19 protein-coding genes are annotated in these 24,294 nt (G+C 57.0%); 6 read left to right on the top strand and 13 right to left on the bottom strand.

Going from position 1 to position 24,294, the window contains the following annotated elements; genetic code table 11:
* Positions 1–24: 24 nt before the first annotated feature.
* Positions 25–789: a DUF4197 domain-containing protein gene (locus PK28_RS09190; RefSeq protein WP_044513468.1), complete on the bottom strand. Its 765-nt coding sequence runs from the start codon at positions 787–789 to the stop codon at positions 25–27.
* A 98-nt stretch (positions 790–887) separates the two neighbouring features.
* On the opposite strand from PK28_RS09190, the gene PK28_RS09185 reads away from it, so the two are divergent.
* The 3 genes from PK28_RS09185 (at position 888) to PK28_RS18985 (ending at position 4,317) form a co-directional block, all read left to right on the top strand.
* Positions 888–2,168, top strand: a complete 1,281-nt coding sequence (locus PK28_RS09185; RefSeq protein ID WP_044513467.1) for a competence/damage-inducible protein A — start codon at positions 888–890, stop codon at positions 2,166–2,168.
* A 187-nt stretch (positions 2,169–2,355) separates the two neighbouring features.
* Positions 2,356–3,729 carry a dihydrolipoamide acetyltransferase family protein gene (locus PK28_RS09180; RefSeq protein WP_044513466.1) on the top strand — a complete coding sequence of 458 codons (1,374 nt, stop codon included), beginning with the start codon at positions 2,356–2,358 and terminating at the stop codon, positions 3,727–3,729.
* 81 nt (positions 3,730–3,810) lie between these two features.
* Positions 3,811–4,317 carry a hypothetical protein gene (locus tag PK28_RS18985; RefSeq protein ID WP_048825804.1) on the top strand — a complete coding sequence of 169 codons (507 nt, stop codon included), beginning with the start codon at positions 3,811–3,813 and terminating at the stop codon, positions 4,315–4,317.
* Positions 4,318–4,394: 77 nt separating this feature from the next.
* Here PK28_RS18985 and PK28_RS09170 read toward each other — a convergent pair whose 3' ends face one another.
* The 3 genes from PK28_RS09170 to PK28_RS09160 form a co-directional block, all read right to left on the bottom strand.
* Positions 4,395–6,506 (bottom strand): S9 family peptidase, encoded by a 2,112-nt coding sequence (locus PK28_RS09170; RefSeq protein ID WP_071885138.1) that lies wholly within the window; start codon positions 6,504–6,506, stop codon positions 4,395–4,397.
* 406 nt (positions 6,507–6,912) lie between these two features.
* Positions 6,913–9,543 (bottom strand): valine--tRNA ligase, encoded by a 2,631-nt coding sequence (locus tag PK28_RS09165; protein WP_044513465.1) that lies wholly within the window; start codon positions 9,541–9,543, stop codon positions 6,913–6,915.
* Between the two features lie 291 nt (positions 9,544–9,834).
* Positions 9,835–10,188: a 4Fe-4S dicluster domain-containing protein gene (locus PK28_RS09160; RefSeq protein ID WP_044513464.1), complete on the bottom strand. Its 354-nt coding sequence runs from the start codon at positions 10,186–10,188 to the stop codon at positions 9,835–9,837.
* Positions 10,189–10,330: 142 nt separating this feature from the next.
* Here PK28_RS09160 and PK28_RS09155 point away from each other — a divergent pair, with 142 nt between their 5' ends.
* Entirely contained in the window at positions 10,331–11,344 is a 1,014-nt protein-coding gene (locus PK28_RS09155; RefSeq protein ID WP_044513463.1) for an aldehyde dehydrogenase family protein, read from the top strand.
* 125 nt (positions 11,345–11,469) lie between these two features.
* On the top strand, positions 11,470–11,769 hold the full coding sequence (locus PK28_RS09150) for a hypothetical protein (RefSeq protein WP_044513462.1): 300 nt from the start codon (positions 11,470–11,472) through the stop codon (positions 11,767–11,769).
* Between the two features lie 122 nt (positions 11,770–11,891).
* On the opposite strand, the gene PK28_RS09145 is transcribed toward PK28_RS09150, so the two are convergent.
* From PK28_RS09145 to PK28_RS18980, 8 genes are all read right to left on the bottom strand, one after another.
* Positions 11,892–12,764: a nucleoside phosphorylase gene (locus tag PK28_RS09145; RefSeq protein WP_044513461.1), complete on the bottom strand. Its 873-nt coding sequence runs from the start codon at positions 12,762–12,764 to the stop codon at positions 11,892–11,894.
* Positions 12,765–12,937: 173 nt separating this feature from the next.
* Complete coding sequence (gene trhO, locus PK28_RS09140) at positions 12,938–13,894, bottom strand: oxygen-dependent tRNA uridine(34) hydroxylase TrhO (RefSeq protein WP_044513460.1); 957 nt, start codon at positions 13,892–13,894, stop codon at positions 12,938–12,940.
* Between the two features lie 33 nt (positions 13,895–13,927).
* Positions 13,928–14,560 carry a NeuD/PglB/VioB family sugar acetyltransferase gene (locus PK28_RS09135; RefSeq protein WP_044513459.1) on the bottom strand — a complete coding sequence of 211 codons (633 nt, stop codon included), beginning with the start codon at positions 14,558–14,560 and terminating at the stop codon, positions 13,928–13,930.
* Between the two features lie 77 nt (positions 14,561–14,637).
* On the bottom strand, positions 14,638–15,699 hold the full coding sequence (locus PK28_RS09130; protein WP_156126321.1) for a hypothetical protein: 1,062 nt from the start codon (positions 15,697–15,699) through the stop codon (positions 14,638–14,640).
* A 206-nt stretch (positions 15,700–15,905) separates the two neighbouring features.
* The gene (locus PK28_RS09125; protein ID WP_044513457.1) at positions 15,906–17,213 is read right to left on the bottom strand and encodes a DUF2851 family protein; all 1,308 of its coding nucleotides are present in this window, start codon (positions 17,211–17,213) and stop codon (positions 15,906–15,908) included.
* A 132-nt stretch (positions 17,214–17,345) separates the two neighbouring features.
* A complete protein-coding gene (gene lolA1 / locus PK28_RS09120; RefSeq protein ID WP_044513456.1) occupies positions 17,346–17,990 on the bottom strand; it encodes an outer membrane lipoprotein periplasmic chaperone LolA1 in 645 nt (214 codons plus the stop codon).
* A gap of 131 nt (positions 17,991–18,121) precedes the next feature.
* Positions 18,122–20,998, bottom strand: coding sequence for an FtsK/SpoIIIE family DNA translocase (locus PK28_RS20125; RefSeq protein ID WP_044513455.1), 2,877 nt, complete (start codon positions 20,996–20,998; stop codon positions 18,122–18,124).
* 112 nt (positions 20,999–21,110) lie between these two features.
* Positions 21,111–22,820, bottom strand: a complete 1,710-nt coding sequence (locus PK28_RS18980; RefSeq protein WP_048825801.1) for a DUF6044 family protein — start codon at positions 22,818–22,820, stop codon at positions 21,111–21,113.
* 118 nt (positions 22,821–22,938) lie between these two features.
* Here PK28_RS18980 and PK28_RS18975 point away from each other — a divergent pair, with 118 nt between their 5' ends.
* On the top strand, positions 22,939–23,379 hold the full coding sequence (locus tag PK28_RS18975) for a hypothetical protein (RefSeq protein ID WP_048825799.1): 441 nt from the start codon (positions 22,939–22,941) through the stop codon (positions 23,377–23,379).
* Here PK28_RS18975 and xerD read toward each other — a convergent pair.
* The gene (gene xerD / locus PK28_RS09100; RefSeq protein WP_044513454.1) at positions 23,376–24,275 is read right to left on the bottom strand and encodes a site-specific tyrosine recombinase XerD; all 900 of its coding nucleotides are present in this window, start codon (positions 24,273–24,275) and stop codon (positions 23,376–23,378) included. The two genes, PK28_RS18975 and xerD, sit on opposite strands and share 4 nt — an antisense overlap.
* Between the last annotated feature and the right edge of the window lie 19 nt (positions 24,276–24,294).

Below are 24,294 nucleotides of genomic sequence, written 5' to 3'. Positions count from 1 at the left end.
TTTTGTGTCTTGTGGGTAGAACGTCTACTTACGGCCAAATACCCGCTTCAACAGCTCTGTGGTTCGGGCCACGGGGTTTTCCCGAATGTTGGCCTCTTCCTGCGCAATGAGCGTGAACAGGCCATCAATGGCTTTGCCGGTAGCGTATTGGTTCAGGTCGGTGTTTACCGGCTTCACGAAGGGAATCTGGTTGTAGCGCGTGGTGAGGTCGGTGTAGTAGCGGGTGGCGCTTACTTTGTCCAACGACTGCTGAATGATAGGCTGGAAGGCCGTGGTCAGCTGCTCGGAGGTAGTGCGTTTCAGGTATTGCGTTGCGGCGTCTTTCTGGCCCGTCAGAATGCCCCACACGTCTTTAAACGTGAGGCTTTTGATGGCTGAAATAAAGATGGGCTTGGCACTTTTGGCCGCGTCTTCGGCGCCGCGGTTCAGGGACAGCTCAAACTTATCTACCTCCGCCCCCAGGCCAATGCGCCGCATGGTGTTGGCCACGCGCTGGGCATCAGGTGGGAAAGGAATGCGGATCAGGCGGTTAAGGTAGAAGCCATCCGTCTGCGAGGCCTGATCAGCGCCTTTGCTGATGCCCTGCACCAGCGCTTCCTGCAAGCCTTTGGCCGCCTCGGCCTGGGTAACGCTGCCGCTGCTCTGCTGAGTAGTAGTTTTAGTCTTGGTTTTAACTTTCGACGCTGAACCCAGTATACGGCCCAGGTCGGAGAGCCTTATTTGGGCGGATGCCGCCACATTTATCCCTAAAAAAAGGGCCAGCAGCAGTGAATAGTGAATCTTTTTCATAACTCGAACCGGCAAAGAATGGTTAGGTGCCCGGAAGCACTAAAAGGCCTTTTGGCACAAACCGGACCAAATTTCAGAAAAAACCCTCCCTCTTCCCTATGACGCACCAAGTACCTAATGCCGAAATCATTACGATTGGCGACGAACTGCTATATGGTCAGGTTATCGATACCAACTCGGCTTTTCTGGGGCAGGAATTAGGGAAGCTGGGAATACGGGTGCGGCAGATTTCCAGCGTTTCAGACCGCGCCGAGGAGATTGTGCAGGCCTTGGATGCCGCCCGGCAGCGCGCAACGTTGGTTCTCATCACCGGCGGCCTGGGGCCCACCAAAGACGACCTCACCAAGAATATTCTGACGGAGTACTTCGGCACCGAGTTGGTGCTGCACGAGCCTTCCCTGCAAGATGTGGAAGCTATTTTTGCGCGCTATAACCGCTCCATGCTGGAAGTAAACCTCCAGCAGGCCTTTCTCCCCGCCAGCTGCACGCCCATTCGGAATGTGATGGGCACAGCGCCGGGTATGTGGTTTGAGGACCGCGGCGTGGTGTTCGTTTCCATGCCCGGCGTGCCCTTTGAGATGAAGCGCATGATGACAGACATTGTGCTGCCCAAACTCAAAGAACACTTCCACACCCCCGCTATCGAGCACGTGGTTATTCAGACGGTGGGCCTGGGTGAGTCGTTCCTGGCTGAGCGGATTGCCGATTGGGAAGACGCTCTGCCGGCCAATATCCGGCTGGCTTACCTGCCTTATATGGGTGGCGTACGCCTGCGCCTTACCGGCACCGACGACGGCCAGCCCCACCTGCGGGAGCGGATGCGCGCCCTCCTGCCTGCCCTGCGCGAGAAGCTGGGCCAGCACATTTTTGCCGAAGGCGAAGTAAGTCTGGAAGCCGCCGTGGGCGAACTATTGCGCGAGAGAAACCTGACCGTTGGCACCGCCGAAAGCTGCACCGGCGGCTACGTAGCGCATAGGCTTACCAGCGTACCGGGCTGCTCCGCTTATTTTAAAGGAAGCATTGTTGCGTATGATAATACCATTAAAATCAATGATTTGAATGTCACTCCTGAAAGCTTAGCTACACATGGCGCCGTCAGCGAAGCCGTAGTGCGCCAGATGGCGGAAGGCCTGCGCCAGCACCTGCAGGTAGATGTAGCCCTGGCCACCAGCGGCATTGCCGGGCCCGATGGTGGCACTCCCGAAAAACCGGTGGGCACCATCTGGATTGCCTATGCCGATGCCCACCACACCGTGAGCCGGCTGCTGAGCTTTAACCGCGGCCGCCAGCTGAATATTGAATACACTACCACGGTTGTGCTGGATATGCTCCGCATGAATCTGCCGGCAGTAGCGCCGGAGGCAACTGCAGCGCAGTGAGGCCAGGCGCCGGCTTTTCTAAACAGGTTTTAGGCCGTGGGCGAATCTTCGCATCCGGTCCTTCTTCCTGAGCCGGCAAAAAGCCTACCTTTGCCACGATTTTTGGGCACCCACCCTCATACCTGCTCAAGCAATCAACTAGTTTCCCGACCCTCAACACCCAACAACCCAAATTCCCAAAATACGCATGGCACGAGTGGAAATGGTGATGCCCAAGATGGGCGAAAGCATTATGGAAGGCACCGTCCTGAAATGGCTCAAACAGGTAGGCGACACCATTGAGCAGGACGAATCGGTGCTGGAAGTAGCTACGGACAAAGTAGATACCGAAGTACCCGCCATTTATGCCGGTGTTTTGCAGGAAATTCTGGTGCAGGAAGGCCAGGTGGTAGCCGTAGGCGCCCCCATTGCCATTCTGGAAACGGATGCCGCCAGCGCCGGCGCTTCGGCTCCGGCAGCCGTTGCTGCTCCCGCTATCAACGGCGCCTCGGTTGCATCCGCTGAAGTTCCTTACCTCCCGGAGCCCACTGACCCGCAGGCAGATCAGCGCCTGAGCGTGGCCCAGTCCGGCCGCTTCTACTCGCCGCTGGTGCTCAGCATTGCCCGCGAGGAAGGTATTTCCATGGCCGACCTGGAGTACATTCCCGGCACCGGCAAGGAAAACCGGGTAACCAAAAAAGATATTCTGGATTACGTGGCTTCGGGCCAGAAGCCAGCCGCGCCAGCTGCTGCTCCTGCCCAAGCGCCACAGCCGGCCGCTCAGCCTCAGGCAGCACCTCAGACCGCCGCAGCAGCACCTAAAGCGGCTGCTCCCGCCGTGGCTGCGTCCAAGCCCGCCCCTTCCGTAAGCGGTGGCCAGGAGCTGATTGAAATGGACCGCATGCGCAAGATGATTGCCCAGCGCATGGTGGACTCCAAGCGTATTTCGCCCCACGTTACCTCTTTTGTGGAGGCCGACGTGACGGAGCTCGTGAACTGGCGCAATAAGCATAAGGACTCCTATAAGAAGCGCGAGGGCGAGAACCTTACCTTCACGCCTATCTTCATTCAGGCCGTGGCCCGCGCCATTCAGGACTTCCCGCTGATTAATGTTTCCATTGACGGGGACTACATCATCAAGAAGCGCGACATCAACATTGGCGTAGCGGTGGCCCTGCCCTCCGGCAACCTCATTGTACCGGTTATCCATAACGCCGACCAGCTGAACCTGAACGGCCTGAGCAAAAAGGTGAACGACCTGGCCACCCGGGCCCGGGCCAACAAGCTGAAGCCCGAAGACCTGGATGGCGGTACCTACACGCTCAGCAACGTAGGCTCCTTCGGTAATGTAATGGGCACGCCTATTATCATGCAGCCACAAGTGGCTATCATGGCCGTAGGTGCCATCAAGAAGAAGCCAGCGGTTATCGAAACGCCCCAGGGCGACCTAATTGGCGTGCGCCACTTTATGTTCCTCTCGCATAGCTACGATCACCGCGTGGTAGATGGCTCGCTGGGGGGCATGTTTGTGCGCCGCGTGGCTGATTACCTAGAGCAGTTTGATCCTAACACCTCTATTTAAAACAACCCGCGTTTTATGGCGCGTTGCTCCTCAAGAAGCCCGTCATACTGACGGGCTTTTCTTTTTAAATTTCAGCAACTTATGAAAAGATTATTAACGGTTTTTGCCCTGGTTATTTCCCTGGGGCTTATCGTGTTTTTGTATTACCAAACCACCCGACTGGAGCAGGCCCTGCAGCTTTCCGACAAACGCTTTGCCGATTGCCAGCAGGTTAATTTTCAGCTGCAGATGAAAGCCAACGGCGAATCCAAACCCGCGGCAACGCCCGCGGAGGCACCTGCTGAACTAACCAGTGCCGAACCCCGCGACCTGCTCACCACGGCCCAGCTAAGCCGCCTGGTGCGCCGCGGCCTGGGCAACCCGGCCACCATGCTGCGCACCAGCCTGGAGCGCCAGCAGCAGCGCCTGCTGCCCGCCGAAGGCAAGGTGGGTGGCACCATGAAGATCCGGGAAGTGAGCGTGCTGAGCGACCATTATGCCCTGGCTACTTTCGATGATGGTCACAGCGCCGGCCAGATGCTGTTACGCTACGAGGCCAAAGGCCCCCAGCAGATTTCCTGGCAGCGGGTAGATTTCGTACTGGAGTAAACCGGCCTATTCAGCCCAAAACAGAACGGCCCCGCTGCTAAGCAGCGGGGCCGTTCTGTTTTAAGTAGCTGGTTGAATTACGCTTTAATACCGAGCAGCAGGAACATGAAGGCGTACTGCCGGGCTACGTCATGGATAGACTTAAACCGGCCGGAAGCTCCGCCGTGGCCCGCGGCCATATCGGTGTGCAGGAGCAGCAGGTTCTTATCGGTTTTCATGGCGCGCAGCTTGGCTACCCACTTGGCCGGTTCAAAGTACTGCACCTGCGAGTCGTGGAGGCCGGTGGTGACCAGCATGTTGGGGTAGGCCTGCGCTTTCACGTTATCATAAGGCGAGTAGGACAGCATGTAGTCGTAGTACTCCTTCTGGTTGGGGTTGCCCCACTCGTCGTATTCGCTGGTGGTCAGGGGCAGGCTGGCGTCCAGCATGGTGGTCACCACATCCACGAACGGCACCCCGGCCAGTACGCCTTTGTACAGCTCCGGGTGCAGGTTCACTACAGCGCCCATCAGCAGGCCACCGGCACTGCCGCCCTGGGCAAACAGCGTGGCCGGTGAGGTATACTTCTGCTGAATGAGATACTGGGAGCAGTCGGTAAAGTCGGTGAAGGTGTTCTTCTTCCTGAGCAACTTGCCCGCCTCGTACCAATCCCGGCCCATTTCCTGCCCGCCCCGGATATGGCAAATGGCAAAAGCAAAGCCCCGATTCAGCAAACTCAGCCGCGCAGGACTAAAAGTTGCGTTGGTGGAAATACCGTAGGAGCCGTACGCATATTGCAGCATAGGCGCTTTCCCATCCTTCTTAAAGCCTTTCTTATACACCACGGATATCGGAATGCGGGTGCCATCGGCCGCGGTGGCGTAGAGGCGCTCCGTTACGTAATCTTCCTTTTTGAACCCGCCCAGCACCTTCTGCTCTTTCAGCAGGGTTTTCCGGTGGGTATTCATGTCGTAATCGTAGGTGGAAGAAGGCGTGGTGAGTGAGGTGTAGGTGTAGCGCAGCACGGGCGTATCAAACTCCCGGTTCACGCTGATGGCTGCCGTGTAGGCCGGTTCGCCAAAGTTGAGGTAGTGCTGTTTGCCGCTTTTCCAGTCGCGCACGCTTAGCTGCAGCAGCCCTTCCTTCCGCTCGCCCAGCACCAGGTAGTTGCGGAACAGTTCCATGTTTTCCAGGAACACGTCTTTGCGGTGCGGCACCAGCTCTTTCCACGCCGATTTGGCCGTGTTGGTAATGGGCGTTTCCACCAACCGGTAGTTAGGCGACTGCCAGTTGGTGCGCACGTAGAACTTGTCGCCCATGTGCTCCACCTCGTACAAATGGTCTTTCTCGCGGGGCCAGAATACTTTCAGCTCCCCGGTGGGGTTGGCGGCTTCTAGGTAGCGGAACTCCGAGGAAAGCGTGCTGTGCAGCTGCACGCCAATATATTTCCGGGACTTGGAGCGGCCCAGGCCCATGGAATAGGTGTTGTCTTTCTCCTCGTACACCAGCGCGTCCTGCTTGGGGTCGGAGCCCAGCGTGTGCCGGTACACCTGGTAGGGCAGCAGCGTGGTGACATCCTTGCGGGTGTAGAACACGGTTTTGTTGTCGGCGGCCCACACGGCCTCACCGCCCGTATTCGGAATGGCTTCCGGATAGAGCTTGCCTGTTTTTAGATCTTTAAACCGCAGCGTGTACAAGCGCCGGCTTACGGTGTCTTCGCTGAAAGCCAGCAGCTGGTTATTGTCGCTCACCTCCCAGCCGCCAATCTGATAATATGGCTTGCCCTTGCCCAGAAGGTTGGCGTTCAGCAACACCTCCTCCGGGGCTTTTACCGAGCCTTTCTTGCGGCAGTAAATGGGATATTCGGCCCCTTCCTCAAAGCGGGTGTAATAGTAATAGCCATTGTCGCGGTACGGCACCGACTCATCCTTTTCCTGAATGCGGCCCTTGATTTCGGCGTACAGTTTTTCCTCCAGCCCTTTTACCGGCGCCATCACCTGGTCGAAGTAGGCATTTTCAGCCTCCAGGTAGCTGATGACTTCCGGGTTGCTGCGCTCATTCAGCCAGTAGTAATTATCGGTGCGCGTGTTGCCCAGCATGGTGAGCTGCTTGGGCTTGATGGCAGCTACGGGCGGCACCGCAGTTTGCGCCTGGGCAGCGCCCAACGCCATGGCATAAGCACCTACCAATAAGGGGGTTGATTTCTTCATCAGGAGTTAAAGCTAATGGGTATAAAAGTGACGAAGGAAAGGTACGTTACTGCCTGTCAGCCCACAACTTTCCGTTAGACAACCAGCTACTGCTTATACTATCCTGTTCGAGGATTAAGAAATTCAGGCAGCGGTAATAAGCTTACTGGTCCTGCAGAGCGTAGCGAAGCATCTCGCGTGGGGTCGTTTTTTGGAAAAGAAAAGGAAAAAGCCCGTCATGTCGAGCGAAGTCGAGACATCTCGCTAGTGTGGTAATTACTATGGCAACATCAGCACGCGAGATGTCTCGACTGCGCTCGACATGACGTTCTTTCGACTTCCTAATTGGAAAAGGCAGTAGCGCACAAACAAAAAGAGCTGCACCGTGGCGCAGCTCTTTTTGAGTCATTCCAGAAATCTAACCGCTTTACAAAGCAGCCATGCTTTGCTCCAGGGCCGTAATCTTGGCTTCGGCATCGGCCAGCTTCTGCCGCTCCCGCTCCACCAGGTCGGCCTTGGCGTTCTGCACAAACTTATCGTTGCCGAGCTTCTTCAGCACGGAGTCCCGGAAGCCCTGGGCGTACTCCAGCTCTTTGGCCAAACGCTCCTTTTCCGCCCCCAGGTCAATCTGACCTTCCATCGGCACGAAGAACTCCGCCCCACCGGATACAAAGCCTACAGCGGCAGCCGGAGCAGCCTCTACGAAGCTGATATCACTCAGGGCACCCAGCTTCCGGATGATGGCGTCGTAGCTCTGCAGAAGCGCTACGTCGTCGGTTTTGGCCGCCAGGATGAGTGGCTTGTTGGGGCCGAGGCCTTTCTGGTTCCGGATGTTGCGGATACCGGCCACGATGTCCAGGGCCTTTTCCATGCGGGCAATTACCTCCGGGCTGCCGGCCACGGGCTGCTGCTTGGGCCAGGGCGCTACACAGAGGTAGTCCTTGGGGCCGCGCTCGGCCAGCTCGTGCCAGATTTCCTCCGTGATGAAGGGCATGAAGGGGTGCAGCAGCTTCAGCAGGGTTTCCAGGAAGCTGTTGGTATGGCGCAGCGTCTCAGCATCAATGGGCGCCTGGTATGCGGGCTTGATCATCTCCAGGTACACGGAGCAGAAGTCGTCCCACACCAGCTTGTACACCGTCATCAGCGCGTCGCTCATGCGGAACTTCTCGAAGTGCTCGTCCATCTCGGCCAGGGAGGCCTGCAGCTTGGCCGAGAACCACTCCACGGCTTTGGCATTGGGGAAGGGCAGCGCGGCATCTACTTCCCAGCCCTTGGTGAGGCGGAAGGCATTCCAGAGCTTGTTGCTGAAGTTGCGACCCTGCTCTACCAGCTTAATATCGAACAGCAAATCGTTGCCGGCCGGCGAGGAGAACAACATGCCGGTGCGCACGCCATCGGCGCCGTACTGGGCAATAAGGTCCAGCGGATCGGGTGAGTTGCCGAGCTGCTTGCTCATTTTGCGGCCCTGGTCGTCGCGCACAATGCCGGTGAGGTACACGTTGCGGAACGGTACTTCCTTGCGGTATTCCAGCCCGGCCATGATCATGCGCGCCACCCAGAAAAACAGGATTTCGGGGGCAGTTACCAGGTCATCGGTGGGGTAGAAATAGTTGATATCGGCGTTGTCGGGGTCCTTGAAGCCATCGAACACCGAAATGGGCCAGAGCCAGGAGGAGAACCACGTATCCAGCACATCTTCGTCTTGGCGCAGGTCGGCGGCCGTGAGGTCCTGGTTGCCGCTTTGCACGCGGGCCAGCTGCACGGCTTCCTCTTCATTCAGAGCCACTACGAAGGTGCCATCGGGCAGGTAGTAGGCCGGAATGCGCTGGCCCCACCACAACTGGCGGGAAATGCACCAGTCGCGCACGTTCTCCATCCACACCCGGTACATGTTCTTAAACTTGGGCGGGTGCAGCTTGATTTCGTCGTTTTCTACTACCTCCAGGGCCTTTTTGGCCATCTGGTCCATCTTACAGAACCACTGCAGGCTCAGGCGCGGCTCAATTACCGCCCCGGTGCGCTCCGAGGTTTGCAGTACGCTGGCATATTCCTCTACCTTGTCCAGCTGGCCGGCATCTTCCAGGTCTTTTACGATGTTGCGGCGGGCCGCAAAACGGTCCTGACCCACGTACAGCTGCGCTTTTTCGTTCAGCGAGCCATCGTTGTTCAGGATATCGATAACGGGCAGGTTGTGCTTGAGGCCCAGCTCGTAGTCGTTCAAATCGTGCGCGGGCGTCACTTTTAGCGCGCCGGTACCGAAGTCAATAGTTACGTACTCGTCCAGAATCACCGGAATTTCGCGGCGCAGCAGCGGAATGCGCACTTTGGCGCCGTGCAGGTGGGTGTAGCGCGGGTCGTGGGGGTTTACGGCCACGGCCACGTCGGCCATAATGGTTTCCGGGCGCGAGGTAGCTACCGTCAGGAACTGGCCCGGCTGACCTACTACCTCATATTTGAGGTGGTACATCTTGGCCATGGTGTCCTTTGGAATTACTTCCTCGTCGCTCAAAGCGGTGCCGCCCATGGGGTCCCAGTTCACCATGCGGATGCCGCGGTAAATCTGGCCCTTGCGGTACAAATCCACGAATACGCGCAGTACGGCCTCAGTCAGCTCGGGCTCCATGGTGAAGCGCGTCCGGTCCCAGTCGCAGCTGGCGCCCAGCTTTTTCAGCTGTTCCAGAATAATGCCGCCGTACTTTTCTTTCCAGTCCCAGGCGTGGGTCAGGAACTGCTCGCGGGTGAGGTCTTTCTTATCAATACCTTTCTCCTTCAGCAGGGCCACAACCTTGGCCTCGGTAGCAATGGAGGCGTGGTCGGTGCCGGGCACCCAGCACGCTTCCTTGCCCTGCATGCGCGCCCGGCGCACCAGCACATCCTGAATGGTATTGTTCAGCATGTGCCCCATGTGCAGCACGCCCGTTACGTTAGGCGGCGGAATCACTACTGAGTAAGCAGGCTTGCGCGGGTTGGGCTTGGCTTTGAAGAAGCCCTGCTCCTGCCAGCGCTGGTACCATTTGGCTTCAACGTCGGCGGGGGTGTAGGTCTTGGCGATTGACATCAGCGGCGGGAAATCAGGTTTAAGGGGCAAAAGTAGGCATTTCGGGGCGGGGCCGGAAATGCAGGAATTGGGGTTAGCAGTTCTGGACTAGTTCCCCGCCTCAGATGAGGAGGGGCTAGGGGTGGTTGAAGCACTAGGGTTAGAAATCTAGAGTTAGTAATCGTTCTGACACTCCGAGGTCAACCACCCCTAACCCCTCCTCATCTGAGGCGGGGAACTAGCTTTTTTAAATCTAGGATACAAAAAAGCCTGCTCGGGCGGAGCAGGCTTTTTGTTGAAAAATCAAATGGCTTAGCTCACCTCAGCGTGCAGCCATTCTTTCTTTTTCAGCAAAGCATCCTGCGATTCGCGGTAGTCGGGGTCGTCCACGCAGCAGTCTACGGGGCAAACGGCGGCGCACTGGGGCTCCTCGTGGAAGCCCACGCACTCCGTGCACTTGTCTGACACGATATAGTAGTACTCATCGGAAACAGGCGTTTGGGGGGCAGTGCCCGACACCGTTGCGCCACCGTCCACGGTTACTTCTTTCAAAGCAGTGCCATCGGCCCAGCGCCACTGCGCACCGCCTTCGTAAATAGCGTTATTAGGACATTCCGGTTCGCAGGCACCACAGTTGATGCACTCGTCGGTTATCATGATGGCCATAGCCGTAGGTTTTAGCGTTAGGTGGTAGCGTGTATTTCAGCAACATGCGCCCGCCGGCAACAGTTTGGCAGGCAAAAGTAGAAACTAACCGTTACTCTTGCGAGTTTTTTGCTGATTACGCTTTTCTTCCCTTTCCGTCCCGATGACTCATTCCGAACGCCTCGCTGCCTTTGTAGCCCTGGGCCAGCGCCTGCAACAGCTTTCCGAAGATGAAATAACCGGCCTGGCCGCGCGGGCACGCAACCAGAACGCCTGGTTTGACAAACCCAACGTAACTGCCGCTATAAACGGCATTGCGCGCCTTTTGGATGAAGAGCCCCTGCGCCACTGGGCCGCCCGCTACCCGCCGGAGCCCGAAACCCCGCGCCAGATTGGTGTGGTTATGGCCGGAAATATTCCGCTGGTAGGCTTTCATGATTTGCTTTGCGTGCTGCTCAGCGGCCATCGGCTCTTGGCCAAGCCCAGCAAGGAAGACTCCGTGCTAATGCAATGGGTGGGCGATGAGCTGCTCAAAATAGAGCCACGCTTTTCCGACAGCCTGCAGTTTGTGGAGCGCCTAAACGCGGCCGATGCCTTCATTGCCACCGGCTCCGATAACACCGCCCGCTACTTCGATTATTATTTTGGCAAGAAGCCCCATATTATCCGCCGCAACCGCACCAGCCTGGCCGTGCTTACGGGCCGCGAATCGGTGCACGACCTGGGTTTGCTGGGTGCTGATTTGTTCCGTTACTACGGGCTGGGCTGCCGCAACGTGAGCAAGCTGTATGTGCCGGTGGGCTATCAGTTTACGGATCTGCTCGATTCTCTGGAGCCTTGGAACCACGTGCTGAACCACCACAAATACCAGAACAACTACGACTACAACAAGAGCATTCTGCTGGTAAACCGGGTGCCGCACTTCGACTCCGGCTTTCTACTGGTGACGGAAAACCCACAGCTGGTCTCCCCTATTTCCGTGGTGCATTATCAGGCGTACCAGCACGAGGTGGACCTGGCCGATAAGCTCACAGATGTGGCCGCGCAAACACAGTGCATTGTGTCAGCCGGGGGCTTGTACGCCGGCAGCTTCCCTTTCGGGCGCGCGCAGGAACCGTCTGTTTCCGACTATGCGGATGGCGTAGATACCATGGCTTTCCTGGCGGAAATTGTCTGAGTAAACACTTCCTGGAATTCTGCTTTAAATAAGCGTTAACGCCGCAATTAATACCCGGTTTAACACTGCTTTTCTCGCATTTTATCAGCATATTAACAGAGTCACGCTCTAACTCTGCCACACCTATGCTGACGCTTGAACAATCCTCCGAAATCATTGATAAAGAGCAGCTGGATAGCCTGCATTTCTCACCCGTGGATGTGCTTTCCCTGCCCGCCGACCGGCTCTGGCGCCAGCACGAAGCGGAGCGAGCCGCTACTCTGGGCAATGGGTACCACGGGAAAGTAGACATCTACTTCCAGACTGCTGATGGTAGCGTAAAACGGGTTTGCACTACCGTGTGGGCCGCCGATGCTGAATTCCTAACCCTGAAGTCCGGGGCTTCCATTCCTTTGCGCTCGGTGTTGGGTTTTGATTTCTTTTAATTGCTTCTGCCCGATCAATAGATAGGGTACAAAAAAAAGCCTCACCGGAGAACCGGCGAGGCTTCTTTTTAATCTAACAAACATTCGTCAGCAGAATTAAACCGCTAAAGGCTATTCACGGCTTACAGTCGGTTGAGGGTTTGAGTTATCAGGTCGTTGATAACTACCTCTGAGTTGGTAGCAAACTCGCCCGTAGCGCGGTTGGCCACAATGGCGTTCAGCGACACTACCTCGTGGCCCAGCATGCGGCCCAGCGCGTAGTAGCCCGCCGTTTCCATTTCGAAGTTGGTCAGGCGGAACTCGCCCTCGGCGCTGTGGTGGCGGAAGTTCTGGAACTGCTGAATCAAATCCGGCAGGCGCAGATCCAGCCGCAATACGCGGCCCTGCGGGCCGTAGAAACCGGGGCAGGTCAGGGTGTTGCCTACAACCATGCCGGCACCCAGCTGCTCGCGCAGCAGGTCAGAACCACGCACGCAATACGGGCGGTAGCCTAGCTGCAGCGCCTGCTGAATACCGGTGGCCACTTCTACCTCGAGGCCCGTTTCTACCAGGGGATAAAACTGCATCAGGGAGTCCAGCCCAACACCGTGCTCAGAAACCAGGTGCGAGCCCAGCGGTACATCTTCCTGCAGCGCGCCGCTGGTACCGATGCGCACAATGCGCAGGGCAATGCGCTCCTCCAGGGAGCGGGGCTCGCGGGTGACGAAATCAATGTTTACCAAGGCATCCAGCTCATTCAGCAGAATGTCAATGTTATCGGTGCCCATGCCGGTGGAAATGACCGTGATGCGCTTGCCCATGTAGTTGCCCACGTGCGTCACAAACTCGCGCTTGTGAATCTGGGTCTCAATGGAGTCGAAATGCTGACTGACCATGGGTACCCGCTCCGGGTCGCCTACCGTGATAATGGTATCCGACAAATGATCAGGGAGCAGGTTGAGGTGGTAGATGCTGCCGTCACGGTTTAGGATCAGCTCTGAGGCGGGAATGGGCATGGGAGAGAAACTGGGGAAAGAATGGGGAATCAGATGGAAAGCGCAACAGCCCGCCGCGGGAAGCAGCTTCGGCGCTGAGCAAGGATAAGGTACGGTAACAGAAAAACAAATCCTGCGCCGGCCCGGGTTAATACGTCCCGGGCAGGCGCAGGATACCGGAAAACCGGAATATGCTAGCTTAGGGCCGGTGGCCGATATGAAAGCAGGCCTTGTTCCGGGCTGTAATGATTACTGTTTTTGGGATAGGCGCCGGTACCGTCGTAAGGGCGCTTATCAGGGTGTTGCCGGCAGGATTCGGAGCAGGCCCCATCCAGCTGCTGACCGCAGGTTTCGCACATGGCTACGTGCAGGTTGCAATGCGGGTTGGCGCAGTTAATCATCCGCCCGGAGGGCGTGTGGCATTGGTGGCATTCGGAGATGAGCGTGGGGTTCACGCTGTTCACATCCACCGCTACGCGGCCATCAAACACGTAGCATTTGCCGTCGAAATCCTCGCCACCGGCTTCCAATCCATACTTGATGATGCCGCCGTGCAGCTGGTACACGTTTTCGAAACCCTGGTCGAGCAGGAAGGCGCTGGCTTTCTCGCACTTGATGCCGCCGGTGCAGTAGGTCAGGATTTTCTTGCCTTTGTATTGCTCCAGCTCCTGTACTTTCTCCGGGAACTCGCGGAAGTTCTCGATATCCAGCGTCAGGGCATTTTTGAAGCGGCCCAACTGGTGTTCGTAGTCCGAGCGCACATCCAGCACTACTACATCGTCCTGATCTTTCAGGTCGCGGAACTCGGTGGGTGATAAATGCACGCCAGTGCGCTCATAGGGCTTAATGTGCGGCAGACCTACGTTCACAATTTCCGGCTTCACGCGCACGTGCAGCTTTTGGAAAGTATGGGCCGGCGCAGGCTCTACTTTAAACTCCAGCGCGGCAAAGCGGGCATCGGCTTTCACCACCCGCATGTACTCCTCACAATCGGAAATGGTACCGGATACGGTGCCGTTTAGTCCTTCGGCCGCCACAATGATGCGGCCGCGCAGGTTCAGGCTCAGGCACAGGCGGTGATGCTCTTCCCTAAACTGCTCCGGATTCTCGAGGGGCGTGTAGCAGTAATACAGCAGAACGAGGTAGTCCATTTCTTAATTGAATTAATAATTAAGAATTAGTAATTAAACTTTAGCGGCTGGGTTACCGAATACAGTCTGGCCGGCGGGCACATCGGCCACCACTACAGAGCCAGCACCAATGCGGGCTTTGGCCCCAATTTTTACGCCGGCTACCACCACAGCCCCGGCACCAATAAAGGCATTGTCGCCTACTTCCACCTCCGCATTCAGGATAGCGCCGGCACCAATCTGCACGTAGTCACCTACCTGCGCTTTCACATCTACCACGGCATTAGCACCAATAATGCAGCCATCTCCAACCTTGGTACGGCTGGTAATCACGGCATTGGGGCCCACCAGAATGCCGTGGCCTAACCAGGCAAACTCCGATACACTGGCCCGGGCATGAATGGCATTGACGCTGGCTACACTGTACTCTGTTTGCAGCATGCTGGTGAGGCTGCGCCGGCTGGCGGTGTCTTCGGTAGCAACGAATACTTCACACTTTTTGCCCAGCAGCTTCAGCAGCTCAGGGTCCTGGGTGTTGCCCATTACGGGCACGTCGTTAAGCTCGGTGTTCTGCAATTTGGCATCGTCATCGAGCAGGCAATACACCACTACATCGTTGCTGAGAAAGGCCTCGAGGGCGGCAGTACCAACCAATTGGGCACCAAGAATAATGACAGGATTTTCCATGCGGGGCAAGCGGCCGCAAGCAGGCCGCCGATAGGGTATAAACCACAAAGATACGGCCCTTTTGCGCGCCTGCCAAGCTACCGCCGCCAGCGCAGGAGCTGCAGCCAGCGCGCTACGTAGTCGTTTTGTAAGAGCAACAGGACCAGGAAAGGCAGAAACGCTACGCGGTACCGGCTGAGGGTGCCCAGGTTGGGGGTGGTCAGTCCAATCAGAGCCGCCAGCATAAAGCAGTAGAACCCAAAAGCCAGCACCACCGTGAAAGGCAGCTTGCCGGCCCTGCCCCGCACCACGGCCCACACGCTCAGGAGCAGGAGTGCAATATGCGCCAGATTTTCTATTCCACTGACCAAATATTTCAACTCTTTTCCCTCGCCGGGCAAGGGCCGCGTAACTGTGTTCAAGGCAGCCAGCGGCGCATAGCTGGCAATGCTGCTTAGGGTTGGCTTTAGGTTCTGATACTGTAGATGGGGCTTGTCTTTTGATTTTTTTTCCAACTCAGAATAACTGTAGATAAGCTGACTGGTGAATTTATTAGCGCGAAAAACCGGACTGACCATTCCGGCAAACCACGCGCCCCCAGTAAAAAGCATGAACAAAAAGCCTACCTGCGCCCAGTTAGCCAGTGGGAGCTTTATCCCCTGCAGCACCCTGATTAATAATAGATGTGCAAGCGCCAGAAGCAGGAACACGGCAAAGAAAAACCGCATCTTAAACGACAACCAGGTGAGTAAACAAACTCCCACCACCGAATACCACCGCACCAAAACGCCACCATAGCTTTTCTGCAGTACCCACGCAGCCAACCAAGCCAGGCTACCCAAAAGAACCGACTCCTTGGTTATTCCCGCCGACCAGAAAACCACGCTGGGCCAGGCCAGCAAGGCCAGTGGGCCGGCTAATGGTGGAGTATCCGGGAATAAATGCCCCACTGTTTTGGCCAGCTGCCAGCACCCCATAAAACTGAATACGGAGAGGTACAAAGCATTCAGCCAGGCTATGCCGCCCGTCATCAGGTTTAGTACCGACAGCAGCTTTATAAAAAAGAAGGTGTTCGAGAAGCCATGAAATACCAGTTCCTGCCCCTGAAACCGGAAAGTTTCTCCGCCTAGTGTTGCAATCCAGCCCGAAGGATCAGTCAAGGCTTGCTGTAGCATTAATCCCGCCCATTCCTGAAAGTATTCTGCGTCAGCTGATATATAATACACGGATAACAGGGCCACCACTAGCTTAATTGCAAACAATGGCCATAGCAACCAGCCCATGCGGGGCTCCTGCCGCTGTTTTTGAAGCCACCAAAATAGGAGGGTTAGTACGCCCGCATTTAGCAGGATGGCAACGGCTACGCTCACTTCAGAACTGAGTTATGCCGCAGAATACGGCTACCAATGGCGCACTCTACGCAACGCAGCGGCTGGCAATAAGCCGTAGCCAGCATCAAAAGGCCCTGGGAGTCGGCGGCGGTGCGTTGGGTGAAAGGCAGGCCTTCATAGAGCGCCAGGATGTGGTTTTTTTCCGCGGGCAGCTGGGTAAGTAAGTGTAAAGCAGCTTCTACCTGCTCTGCCTGGTCTACTGTGCGGGCGTAGGCTACGCGCAGGGGTACCACCACATTTATAATTAACAGGTGCATACTACTGCGGCCCAATGCCGGTACATTACCGGCACGGCCGGGACGGTAATGAGTATGCCAGTACGCTGAGCTTTTGGCACTGAAGAATTGCTCCAGTGCGGCCACATTTTGGGCGGAAAGCAGTGCATCAAATAACAGAGGGCGGGCATGCAGCAGCGCGGCCAGCTGCGCCAGCCGCACGGTAGGAAAATTAGCCGGACGCATGCGCAGGAAATTCCATTCGTGCTCCTGCAGGCCGGTATTCTCCAGGGCGTATTTATGGCGAAGAAATTCGTATTCCGTCACCAGCTTTTGCACGTATTCATCGGCCAGGTCATCTGTATTATTCTCCGTGGCTGATAAAAAGCCGGCTTGTCCAAACAGCAGAGCTTCTGTTTGCAGTAAATTGTGGCGGTGCCGGCGAAGAACCCGAAGCGGCAGCGCTTTAGCCAGCCGGGCCAGCGGCTCGGTATTTTTGCGAAAGCCAAAGCCGGCCGCCAGCACATGCCAGGCCGTGGCTTCCCAGTCGTTATCCAGCTGCTGATGGAGCAGCTGCACCGTGGCCGCTTTGCGCTCCATGCGCTCCAGCAAGGCCCGGTCTACCATCGAAATACGCGTGATATCCGGTATCCGGGGCAAAAAAGGCGCGCAGGGTAAGGTGGCGGGTGGCGCGGCCTGCAGCTGCTGATAGGTGTGCAGCATGTCCAAGGGTATGCGCCCTGCTAAGGCCACCGTGGGAATGGGCGTACCATCGGTACGAAGCACGGGCTGGTCGTCGGTGAGCACCACGTGCAGAATGACCTGGTCGTAGCGCGCATCGGTCTGGTGCTGGTGGCGGCGCCAGTCAGAAGCGCGCAAATGTATTTCTACCGCGCCATTCCACTCTACCTCGCCCAACTGCAGGCGGGCATTCAGAAAATCGGGGCCGGCATCGGTGTTATGAAAGCCGGGGTGCAGCACCGTTACTTCTTCCCCGGTGTGGGTGCGGAGCGCCTGCTTATCGAAATACTGCTGCTGCCAGACGTAATGGAGAAAATCTTCCCGCATAGAAATTGCCACGCTACCAAGCCACAAAGAATGAAAATATAATTTACTACCGGCTTAAATTTATCGGGAAAAAACCAAAACGGCCCGCCTCCGTGCAAACGGAAACGGGCCGAACGGTGTAATTAAATTCGCTTAGCGCAGATCAATCACCTTCACGCCTTTGTACTTGGCTTTATCGAAGGAGAAAGTAGTGGCATCCATGGGCGGGTTAGGCTGGAATTTCTTGATGGTGAAGGTGTAGCGGTTGCCGTTCTTCTTGAACATCTTCCAGCTTTTTACGGAACGGTCCTTCTTGCTAACATTCAGGCGCACCTTGTACACGGAGTTGTTGCGGTCTTCAGGCGAAAGCTCAATGACATCCACGGCCTCCCCGTTTTCCTTGGCCTCCTGCACGTAGGAATACTTATACCCTTTTTTGTAAAGCGTATAAATCTGCGAGGGCGAGATATCCTGGTCTTCCGGGTCGTAGTCGGATATATTCACCTCGTTTTCCGACTTCATGTACGTCCACATGGTCTGGCCGTTATTGATGACCTCCTGGCCATTCATTTTCAGCCGAAACTTGGTGCCGCTCACGGTTATGTCGCCGCTAAGGTTTTCTTTCACCTTTGCAGTGGGGTTTTCCAGGGTTTGGGTGAAAGCAGCTTTAAAGCCATTGAGGGCCTGGTATTTGGCACTCATCTGGTCGAGAATTTTGCCGGCTTTCGGATCCTGCTGCGCGTAACCAATCTGCACGGCAGTAGCGGACAGGAGCAGCAGAGACAAGAATTTTTTCATTTAGAAGAAAGAAGAAGTGAAATCAGAGCTAAGCAATAAGAACCAAGAACCGGGCCGAGAGTTTCCTTGCGAATCGCTCAACATCCGTAAACAGCCGCGAAGTTCTATTTTCTTTTGCTGTTTCCGAATTCTTACTTAGGCAGGCTATTCAACAACTGTTCCAAACTGTATTCATCGGGAATTAAAACCTCGCGGGCCTTGCTGCCTTCAAACGGCCCCACAATACCGGCGTGCTCCAATTGGTCAATCAGGCGGCCGGCGCGGTTGTAGCCCAGCTTCAGGCGGCGCTGCAGCAGGGAAGTGCTGCCCTGCTGGTGCGTCACAATCACGCGGGCGGCTTCCTCAAACATACTGTCGCGGTTGGTCGGGTCAAAATCCTCGGCATCGCCGCTGCCGCTGCCACTCTCGCCTACCACTTCTGGCAGTAAGTAAGCATCGGGGTAGCCCTGCTGCTCACCGATATAGTCACAGAGACGGTCTACCTCCGGCGTATCGATGAAGGCACACTGCACCCGAATAATATCGGAACCCTGAGAAATCAGCATGTCGCCCTGGCCTACCAGCTGGTCGGCGCCGCCGGCATCCAGAATGGTGCGCGAGTCGATTTTGCTGGTCACCTTAAAGGAAATCCGGCAGGGGAAGTTGGCCTTGATGATACCCGTAATAACGTTTACCGAAGGGCGCTGCGTAGCTACAATCAAGTGAATACCGATGGCACGGGCCAGCTGGGCCAGGCGCGCAATGGGCGTTTCCACTTCCTTGCCTGCCGTCATCATCAGGTCGGCCAGCTCGTCAATCACCAGTACAATGAAGGGCATGAAGCGGTGGCCTTTCTTCGGGTTCAGGCGACGCTCAATGAACTTGCGGTTGTACTCCTTCAGGTTGCGGCAGCCGGCGTCCTTCAGCAGGTCGTAGCGCCGGTCCATTTCCATGCACAGGGAGTTCAGCGTGTTCACCACCTTTTTGGTATCGGTGATGATGGCCTCGTCAGTGTCGGGCAGCTTGGCCAGGAAGTGGCGCTCAATCTTGTTGAAGATACTGAGTTCCACCTTTTTCGGGTCGACGAGCACGAATTTCAGCTGGGCCGGGTGGCGCTTGTACAGCAGCGAGGCCAGAATAACGTTCAGACCCACCGATTTACCCTGGCCCGTGGCACCGGCCATGAGCAAGTGAGGCATTTTGGCCAGATCTACTACAAACACTTCGTTGGTAATGGTGCGGCCAAAGGCAATGGGCAAATCCATTTCCGTGTGCGCAAACTTCTCGGTGCTGAACACCGAACGGATGCTTACCATTTCCTTTTTGGTGTTCGGCACTTCAATACCAATAGTGCCTTTGCCGGGAATAGGGGCAATAATGCGGATACCCAGAGCGGCCAGGCTTAGGGCAATATCATCTTCCAGACTCTTGATTTTGGAGATGCGTACGCCGGCATCGGGCACAATTTCATACAGCGTAACCGTGGGGCCAATGGTGGCCTTAATGCTGGCAATGTTGATGCCGTAGTGGCCCAGGGTTTCCACAATGCGGTCCTTGTTGGCTTCCAGCTCTTCCTTGCTTACCTGGGCCTTGGCCACGCCGTAGTCGTTGAGCAGCTCCAGCGTGGGGTACTGGTAGCGCGAGAGGTCCAGCGTGGGGTCGTAGTTCACGGCGGGCATGGTTTCCATGTCCTCGTCCTCATCGGCAATGGTAGCCATATCGGCGCCGGCAGCGGGGTCCAGCTCTGTGGAGTCCTCTATTTGCAGGGCGGGTTTGGCTACTACTTCGCGGCGGGCGGGCAATTGGGCGTTGTCGTCGGCCAGGTCAGCCATAGACAAGGGAGTGGGCACGCGGGCAGCAATGGGCTCGGGGTCGGCGGGGGCTTCAATGGAGAAGCTGGGGCCAGCAGCCATACCGCCGGCTTTCAGGGCGGCACTGGCTACGGCGCTAGCGGCGGCCGCTGGCGCTACGCTTAGGGGCATGGCGGCCGTGGGGGCTACATTGAATGCCGGGCCGGCTATGGAGCCACTGGTAACCACCGGCTCATCAATTTCCTCTTCTTCCGGCTCCAATTCAGAGGCTCGGGCGGCGGGAGTTACGGGTGAACCTACGCGCTTCAGGGTCATGCCAAGCGGCTCTTCTTCGTCCTCCTCCTCTTCCAGGAGGGCAGCGGCGCCATTGTCGGCCGAACTAAAAGCCGCGCCTGTCCGCTCATATGAGGGCGCATCCACTGGTTTGCTGGTATCATCAGCCTCCTCCCCTTCTGTGCTGCGGCGCAGGTTGAGGGATGTAACATTGAAGAAGAACACCACGAAGGAAATCAGCAGGAAGGCCAGCAGCAGCACTGTGCCCCAGCCAATGAGGCTGTCCAGCCAAAGAGCCACTTCATAGCCAATACCGCCGCTCAGGAAGTCGAGGCTATGTGCCAGGGCGGGGTCGGCATCGGGCGCTTCCAAAGTGAGCACCACGTAGCCCATAAGCACGCTCAGCCAGCCCATGACAAACAGGCAGAGGGCCAGCACGTAGCTGATGGATACATCCTGCCGGCGGAAGACAATTTTGTAGCCCAGGAAGAATACAATGGGAATAACGGCAAAAGCAGCCACGCCAAAACCCTTGTAAATCAACACCTGCGCCACCACGGCACCCAGCAGGCCCAGCCAGTTGCCCGACTCCTGCCCGGCTTCCTTCACGGAGGTGCTATCCACGCTTTGCACCACGCTTTGGTCAGCGTGCCCGGTCAGCAGGAACGAGAGAAACGCAATGGTGAGGTAGATGGAGCTCAGCAGAAAGAAAAAGCCCAGAAATAGCTGAAAGCGCCGGTCGCGCAGGAAGCTGAACACGCCCTGAAAAGAGGGCAGCTTCAGGGGCTGGCGCGGCTCCTTGGGCGCTTTGGCGGCCTTAGGAGATGAGCGTCTTTCCTCACGCGGAGCCTCGGCTACCGGCCGGGGCTGGTTGCGGGCGGCACGCGGTTCATTAGAAGCCCGCGAAACCGGCGCAGCGGGTTGCTTGTATGTATTTTTAGCCATTATTCACACACCGAAAAGTCAAATCTACAGGTTTTCCGGCGGGAATTCGGTGTTTTTTTCCTCTGGGAAGCCATACTTTTTAAGCCCGCCGGCGCGGCTTTTTTGCAATTGCTTAAGGCGCTACTTCATACACGTACAGGTGCCAGTAGGCCTCCTGATTGGTGTATTCGCCCTTGAGGCGAAGGCCGGATTGCCCGGGATGCGCCAGCCCTACCGCCGAGAGTACATAGCGCCCTCCCAGCTGCTGAAAGGTCCGGGCATTGAACGCAAAATGCTGAATGGGCGCGTGCTGTCCGGCCCCCACGCGGAAGTTTTTCCCCAACTCGGCCGCAAACAGGTAGCAGCGGTTGCCCCAGGCATCAAAATAGGCGCGCAGTAGCGGGTCTTTGGCCAGCTCGCCGGCAATAATGCGCCGGAAAGCATGCTTGTAGGGTAGCGGGTAGTTGTTCTGGTAGCTATCCAGGGTATAGAAACCGTTGAGCTGCGCCACGGCCGGCGGCAGGCCCAGGCACGCCACCCGATACTGCGTCGGCGCCTGCCCGGTGTGCTGGCGGATATCCTGCTGCACCCGGGAAAAAAGCGCCGGGGCCACAAAGCGCTGGTAGCTGGGCTCGTGTGGGGCGGGGCGCCCCAGCAGCTCCCGCACGGTCAACGTCCATTCGCGGTTCATAGCCAGCACCAGCACCAGCTGCAGGGCTACCAGGGCAGCCCGGCCACGCCCAACCGGCAGCGCGCGCAGGGCAATTACCCACACGATAAACCAGAGCAGTGGGCTCAGAAAGCTGAAGCGGGTAAGGTTGAAGGTGCGCAACGGGGGCAGCAAAGGCTGCACCAGGGCTAAAAACGACGGATAAAATCCGCAGAAAACGGCCAGCGCGGCAATAACCAAGAGCAGGCTGAGGATAGTCCGTAGCGGAAACAGGTCGGCCATGCGGCGGGCTTGCCAGGCGGCCAGCAATACCGTCATCAGCATAAGGCCCCGAAAAAACAGACTGCTATGGTACTGCCCCAACAGAAACTGCTGCAGGGCACTCCTTATCTGTCCTAGCAGGGTATGCGGCGCTAACTGCGCGAAATCAAACTCCAGGCGGTGCGGTATAAACTGGTGGTGCAGCAAAGCCGACAGCAGCGGATATTCTACCACCGCATAGCTAATGGTCAGAATCCCGATGCCTGCCCACGCCCGCCAGCTAACCCGGTGATGACGCACATCAACGCAAAAAAGCCAGGCACTCAGCCCCGCCAAAATAAACAGCCCGGCCAACACCATCATCGACCATAAAGGAAAAGCCAGCAAAACCAGCCACGGCCAAAAGGTGGTCCGGCGCTGCTGCAGGGTTCGCACGGCCAGCAGCACAGCCGGCTGCCCCAGCACCGATATTCCGTAGATAGAATAAACCGGCAGCAGCGCCCAGGCCAGGGCTACCCCTGCGGCCAACGGGCGCTGCTCGGGTCGGGGCAGCAGCCAAAACCGCAGCAAGGCATACATGCTCAGCAGGCCCGCCAGCCGCACCAAGGCCATATGAATCAGGTAGGCCGGCAACGGGGGCAGCAGCTCAAACATCAGCACCGTAATGCTCAGCCCGGGCCGCAGGGCATTACGCGGCAGCCCGTTCATAACCTGCGGAATGATAGCTGAAGCCTGATAATTCAGGGCCGTACCCGTTCTAGCCAGCAGATAGGGAACTGAAAGCTCGGCATCCAGATTATCATCTATCAACAGATAGCTGTGCGAGCCGGCCAGCAGAAACGGAATCAGCAGCAGAAGCAGGCCCAGAAGTGCCAGTAAAAGCGGCGAAGATGTCAGACGGCGGACCAGCATTTGTATATTCAGAATTATCGCCGCAAAAGTAGGGCCCAGCAATGCCCAAATCTATTGGGGCACCCGTAGAACAGGAAGATTTATGCTGGTGCCGTCCTCACGCCTTTATCTGAAGCGAATGATTATTCAGGAACTCAGCTCGCCCGCCCACTCCCGGTTTTGCACCATCAGCTACGAACCCGCCGCCGACTGCGTGGTGGTAACCTGGGAAGGCTCTATAGGAGCCGATGAAGCCAAGTTGGGTGCCCAGAAAACGCTGGAGGTTTTGCGGGAGCTGCGGCCTTCCTGTGTGCTCAATGATAACAGCCGGGTGATGGTCATGTGGTTTGAAACCCTGCATTGGATTGAGCAGCACTGGGCCCCCATTGCCACCACTTACGGGCTGCGGCATATGGCCCACGTAACGCATCCGGATACTTATGAAATCATTATGGAAATAGCTATGCAGCACGATTTCACCCCCTATTTTGACCTGCAGCTGTTTGATGAGGTAGCGCAGGCCCAGGACTGGCTGCAGCACTGCCGGGAGCTGGATGCCTCTACCCTGCCCCGCCGCTAGCTGCGCGGGTGAAACTCCGTGATAACCTGCTTTAGATAGTCGCGGTCCAGGTGGGTGTAGATTTCCGTGGTGGTGATGCTCTCGTGGCCCAGCATTTCCTGCACGGCGCGTAAATCGGCGCCGCCTTCTATCAGGTGCGTGGCGAAGGAATGGCGGAAGGTGTGCGGGCTGATGGTTTTGCGGATGCCCGCTTTTTCGGCCAGCGTTTTAATGGTGGTGAAGATGGTGACGCGGGAAAGTTTGGTGCCGCGCTTGTTCAGAAACACCATATCCTCGTGACCGGGCTGAATATCCTGGTGGCAGCGCACACCGCTTAGGTAGAAACCCAGGTGCTTCAGGGCATCGCGCCCAATGGGCACCAGGCGCTCCTTGTTGCCCTTGCCGGTTACGCGCAAAAAGCCCTGGTCGGCATACACATTGGAAAGGCGCAGCTCCGTCAGCTCGCTCACCCGCAGGCCGGAGGAGTACAGCACTTCCAGTAGCGCCCGGGTGCGGGTGCCTTCGTTGGTGCTCATATCAATGGCCTCCAGCAGCTGTACTATCTCCTCGTAGCTGAGCGTATCGGGCAGCTTGCGGCCGGTTTTAGGGGCTTCCAGCGTGTCGGTGGGGTCTATGCTGAGCTGGTCTTCCATGATGAGGAAGCTATAGAAGGCCTTCAGGCCCGAGAGGGTGCGGGCCTGGGAGGTGGCGCTCATGCCCAGCTCGCCCAGCCAGGCCAGAAACTGGCGCAGCTGAGGGGTGGTTACCTGCTGGGGCGCGGTAGTGAGCTGCCGGCTTTCCAGGAACTGGCGCAGCTTGGCTGCATCCCGCGCGTAGGCTTCAATGCTGTTGCCGGAAAGGGATTTTTCCAGCCGCAAATAGCCTTCGAATTGTTTTAGGTAGATAGACCAGTTCACGGGATAAACGTGGAGCTTA

It is taken from the genome of Hymenobacter sp. DG25B (genome assembly GCF_000801315.1).
Taxonomy (GTDB): Bacteria; Bacteroidota; Bacteroidia; order Cytophagales; family Hymenobacteraceae; genus Hymenobacter.
Note: the sequence above shows the minus strand (reverse complement) of the source record. Positions and strands in the feature narration are given on the sequence as shown.

Bases quoted from the DNA above. Each gene is read 5' to 3' on its own strand.
- PK28_RS09190 (WP_044513468.1), bottom strand. From the start codon at position 789: ATGAAAAAGATTCACTATTCACTGCTGCTGGCCCTTTTTTTAGGGATA.
- PK28_RS09185 (WP_044513467.1), top strand. From the start codon at position 888: ATGACGCACCAAGTACCTAATGCCGAAATCATTACGATTGGCGACGAA.
- PK28_RS09180 (WP_044513466.1), top strand. From the start codon at position 2,356: ATGGCACGAGTGGAAATGGTGATGCCCAAGATGGGCGAAAGCATTATG.
- PK28_RS18985 (WP_048825804.1), top strand. From the start codon at position 3,811: ATGAAAAGATTATTAACGGTTTTTGCCCTGGTTATTTCCCTGGGGCTT.
- PK28_RS09170 (WP_071885138.1), bottom strand. From the start codon at position 6,506: ATGAAGAAATCAACCCCCTTATTGGTAGGTGCTTATGCCATGGCGTTG.
- PK28_RS09165 (WP_044513465.1), bottom strand. From the start codon at position 9,543: ATGTCAATCGCCAAGACCTACACCCCCGCCGACGTTGAAGCCAAATGG.
- PK28_RS09160 (WP_044513464.1), bottom strand. From the start codon at position 10,188: ATGGCCATCATGATAACCGACGAGTGCATCAACTGTGGTGCCTGCGAA.
- PK28_RS09155 (WP_044513463.1), top strand. From the start codon at position 10,331: ATGACTCATTCCGAACGCCTCGCTGCCTTTGTAGCCCTGGGCCAGCGC.
- PK28_RS09150 (WP_044513462.1), top strand. From the start codon at position 11,470: ATGCTGACGCTTGAACAATCCTCCGAAATCATTGATAAAGAGCAGCTG.
- PK28_RS09145 (WP_044513461.1), bottom strand. From the start codon at position 12,764: ATGCCCATTCCCGCCTCAGAGCTGATCCTAAACCGTGACGGCAGCATC.
- trhO (WP_044513460.1), bottom strand. From the start codon at position 13,894: ATGGACTACCTCGTTCTGCTGTATTACTGCTACACGCCCCTCGAGAAT.
- PK28_RS09135 (WP_044513459.1), bottom strand. From the start codon at position 14,560: ATGGAAAATCCTGTCATTATTCTTGGTGCCCAATTGGTTGGTACTGCC.
- PK28_RS09125 (WP_044513457.1), bottom strand. From the start codon at position 17,213: ATGCGGGAAGATTTTCTCCATTACGTCTGGCAGCAGCAGTATTTCGAT.
- lolA1 (WP_044513456.1), bottom strand. From the start codon at position 17,990: ATGAAAAAATTCTTGTCTCTGCTGCTCCTGTCCGCTACTGCCGTGCAG.
- PK28_RS20125 (WP_044513455.1), bottom strand. From the start codon at position 20,998: ATGGCTAAAAATACATACAAGCAACCCGCTGCGCCGGTTTCGCGGGCT.
- PK28_RS18980 (WP_048825801.1), bottom strand. From the start codon at position 22,820: ATGCTGGTCCGCCGTCTGACATCTTCGCCGCTTTTACTGGCACTTCTG.
- PK28_RS18975 (WP_048825799.1), top strand. From the start codon at position 22,939: ATGATTATTCAGGAACTCAGCTCGCCCGCCCACTCCCGGTTTTGCACC.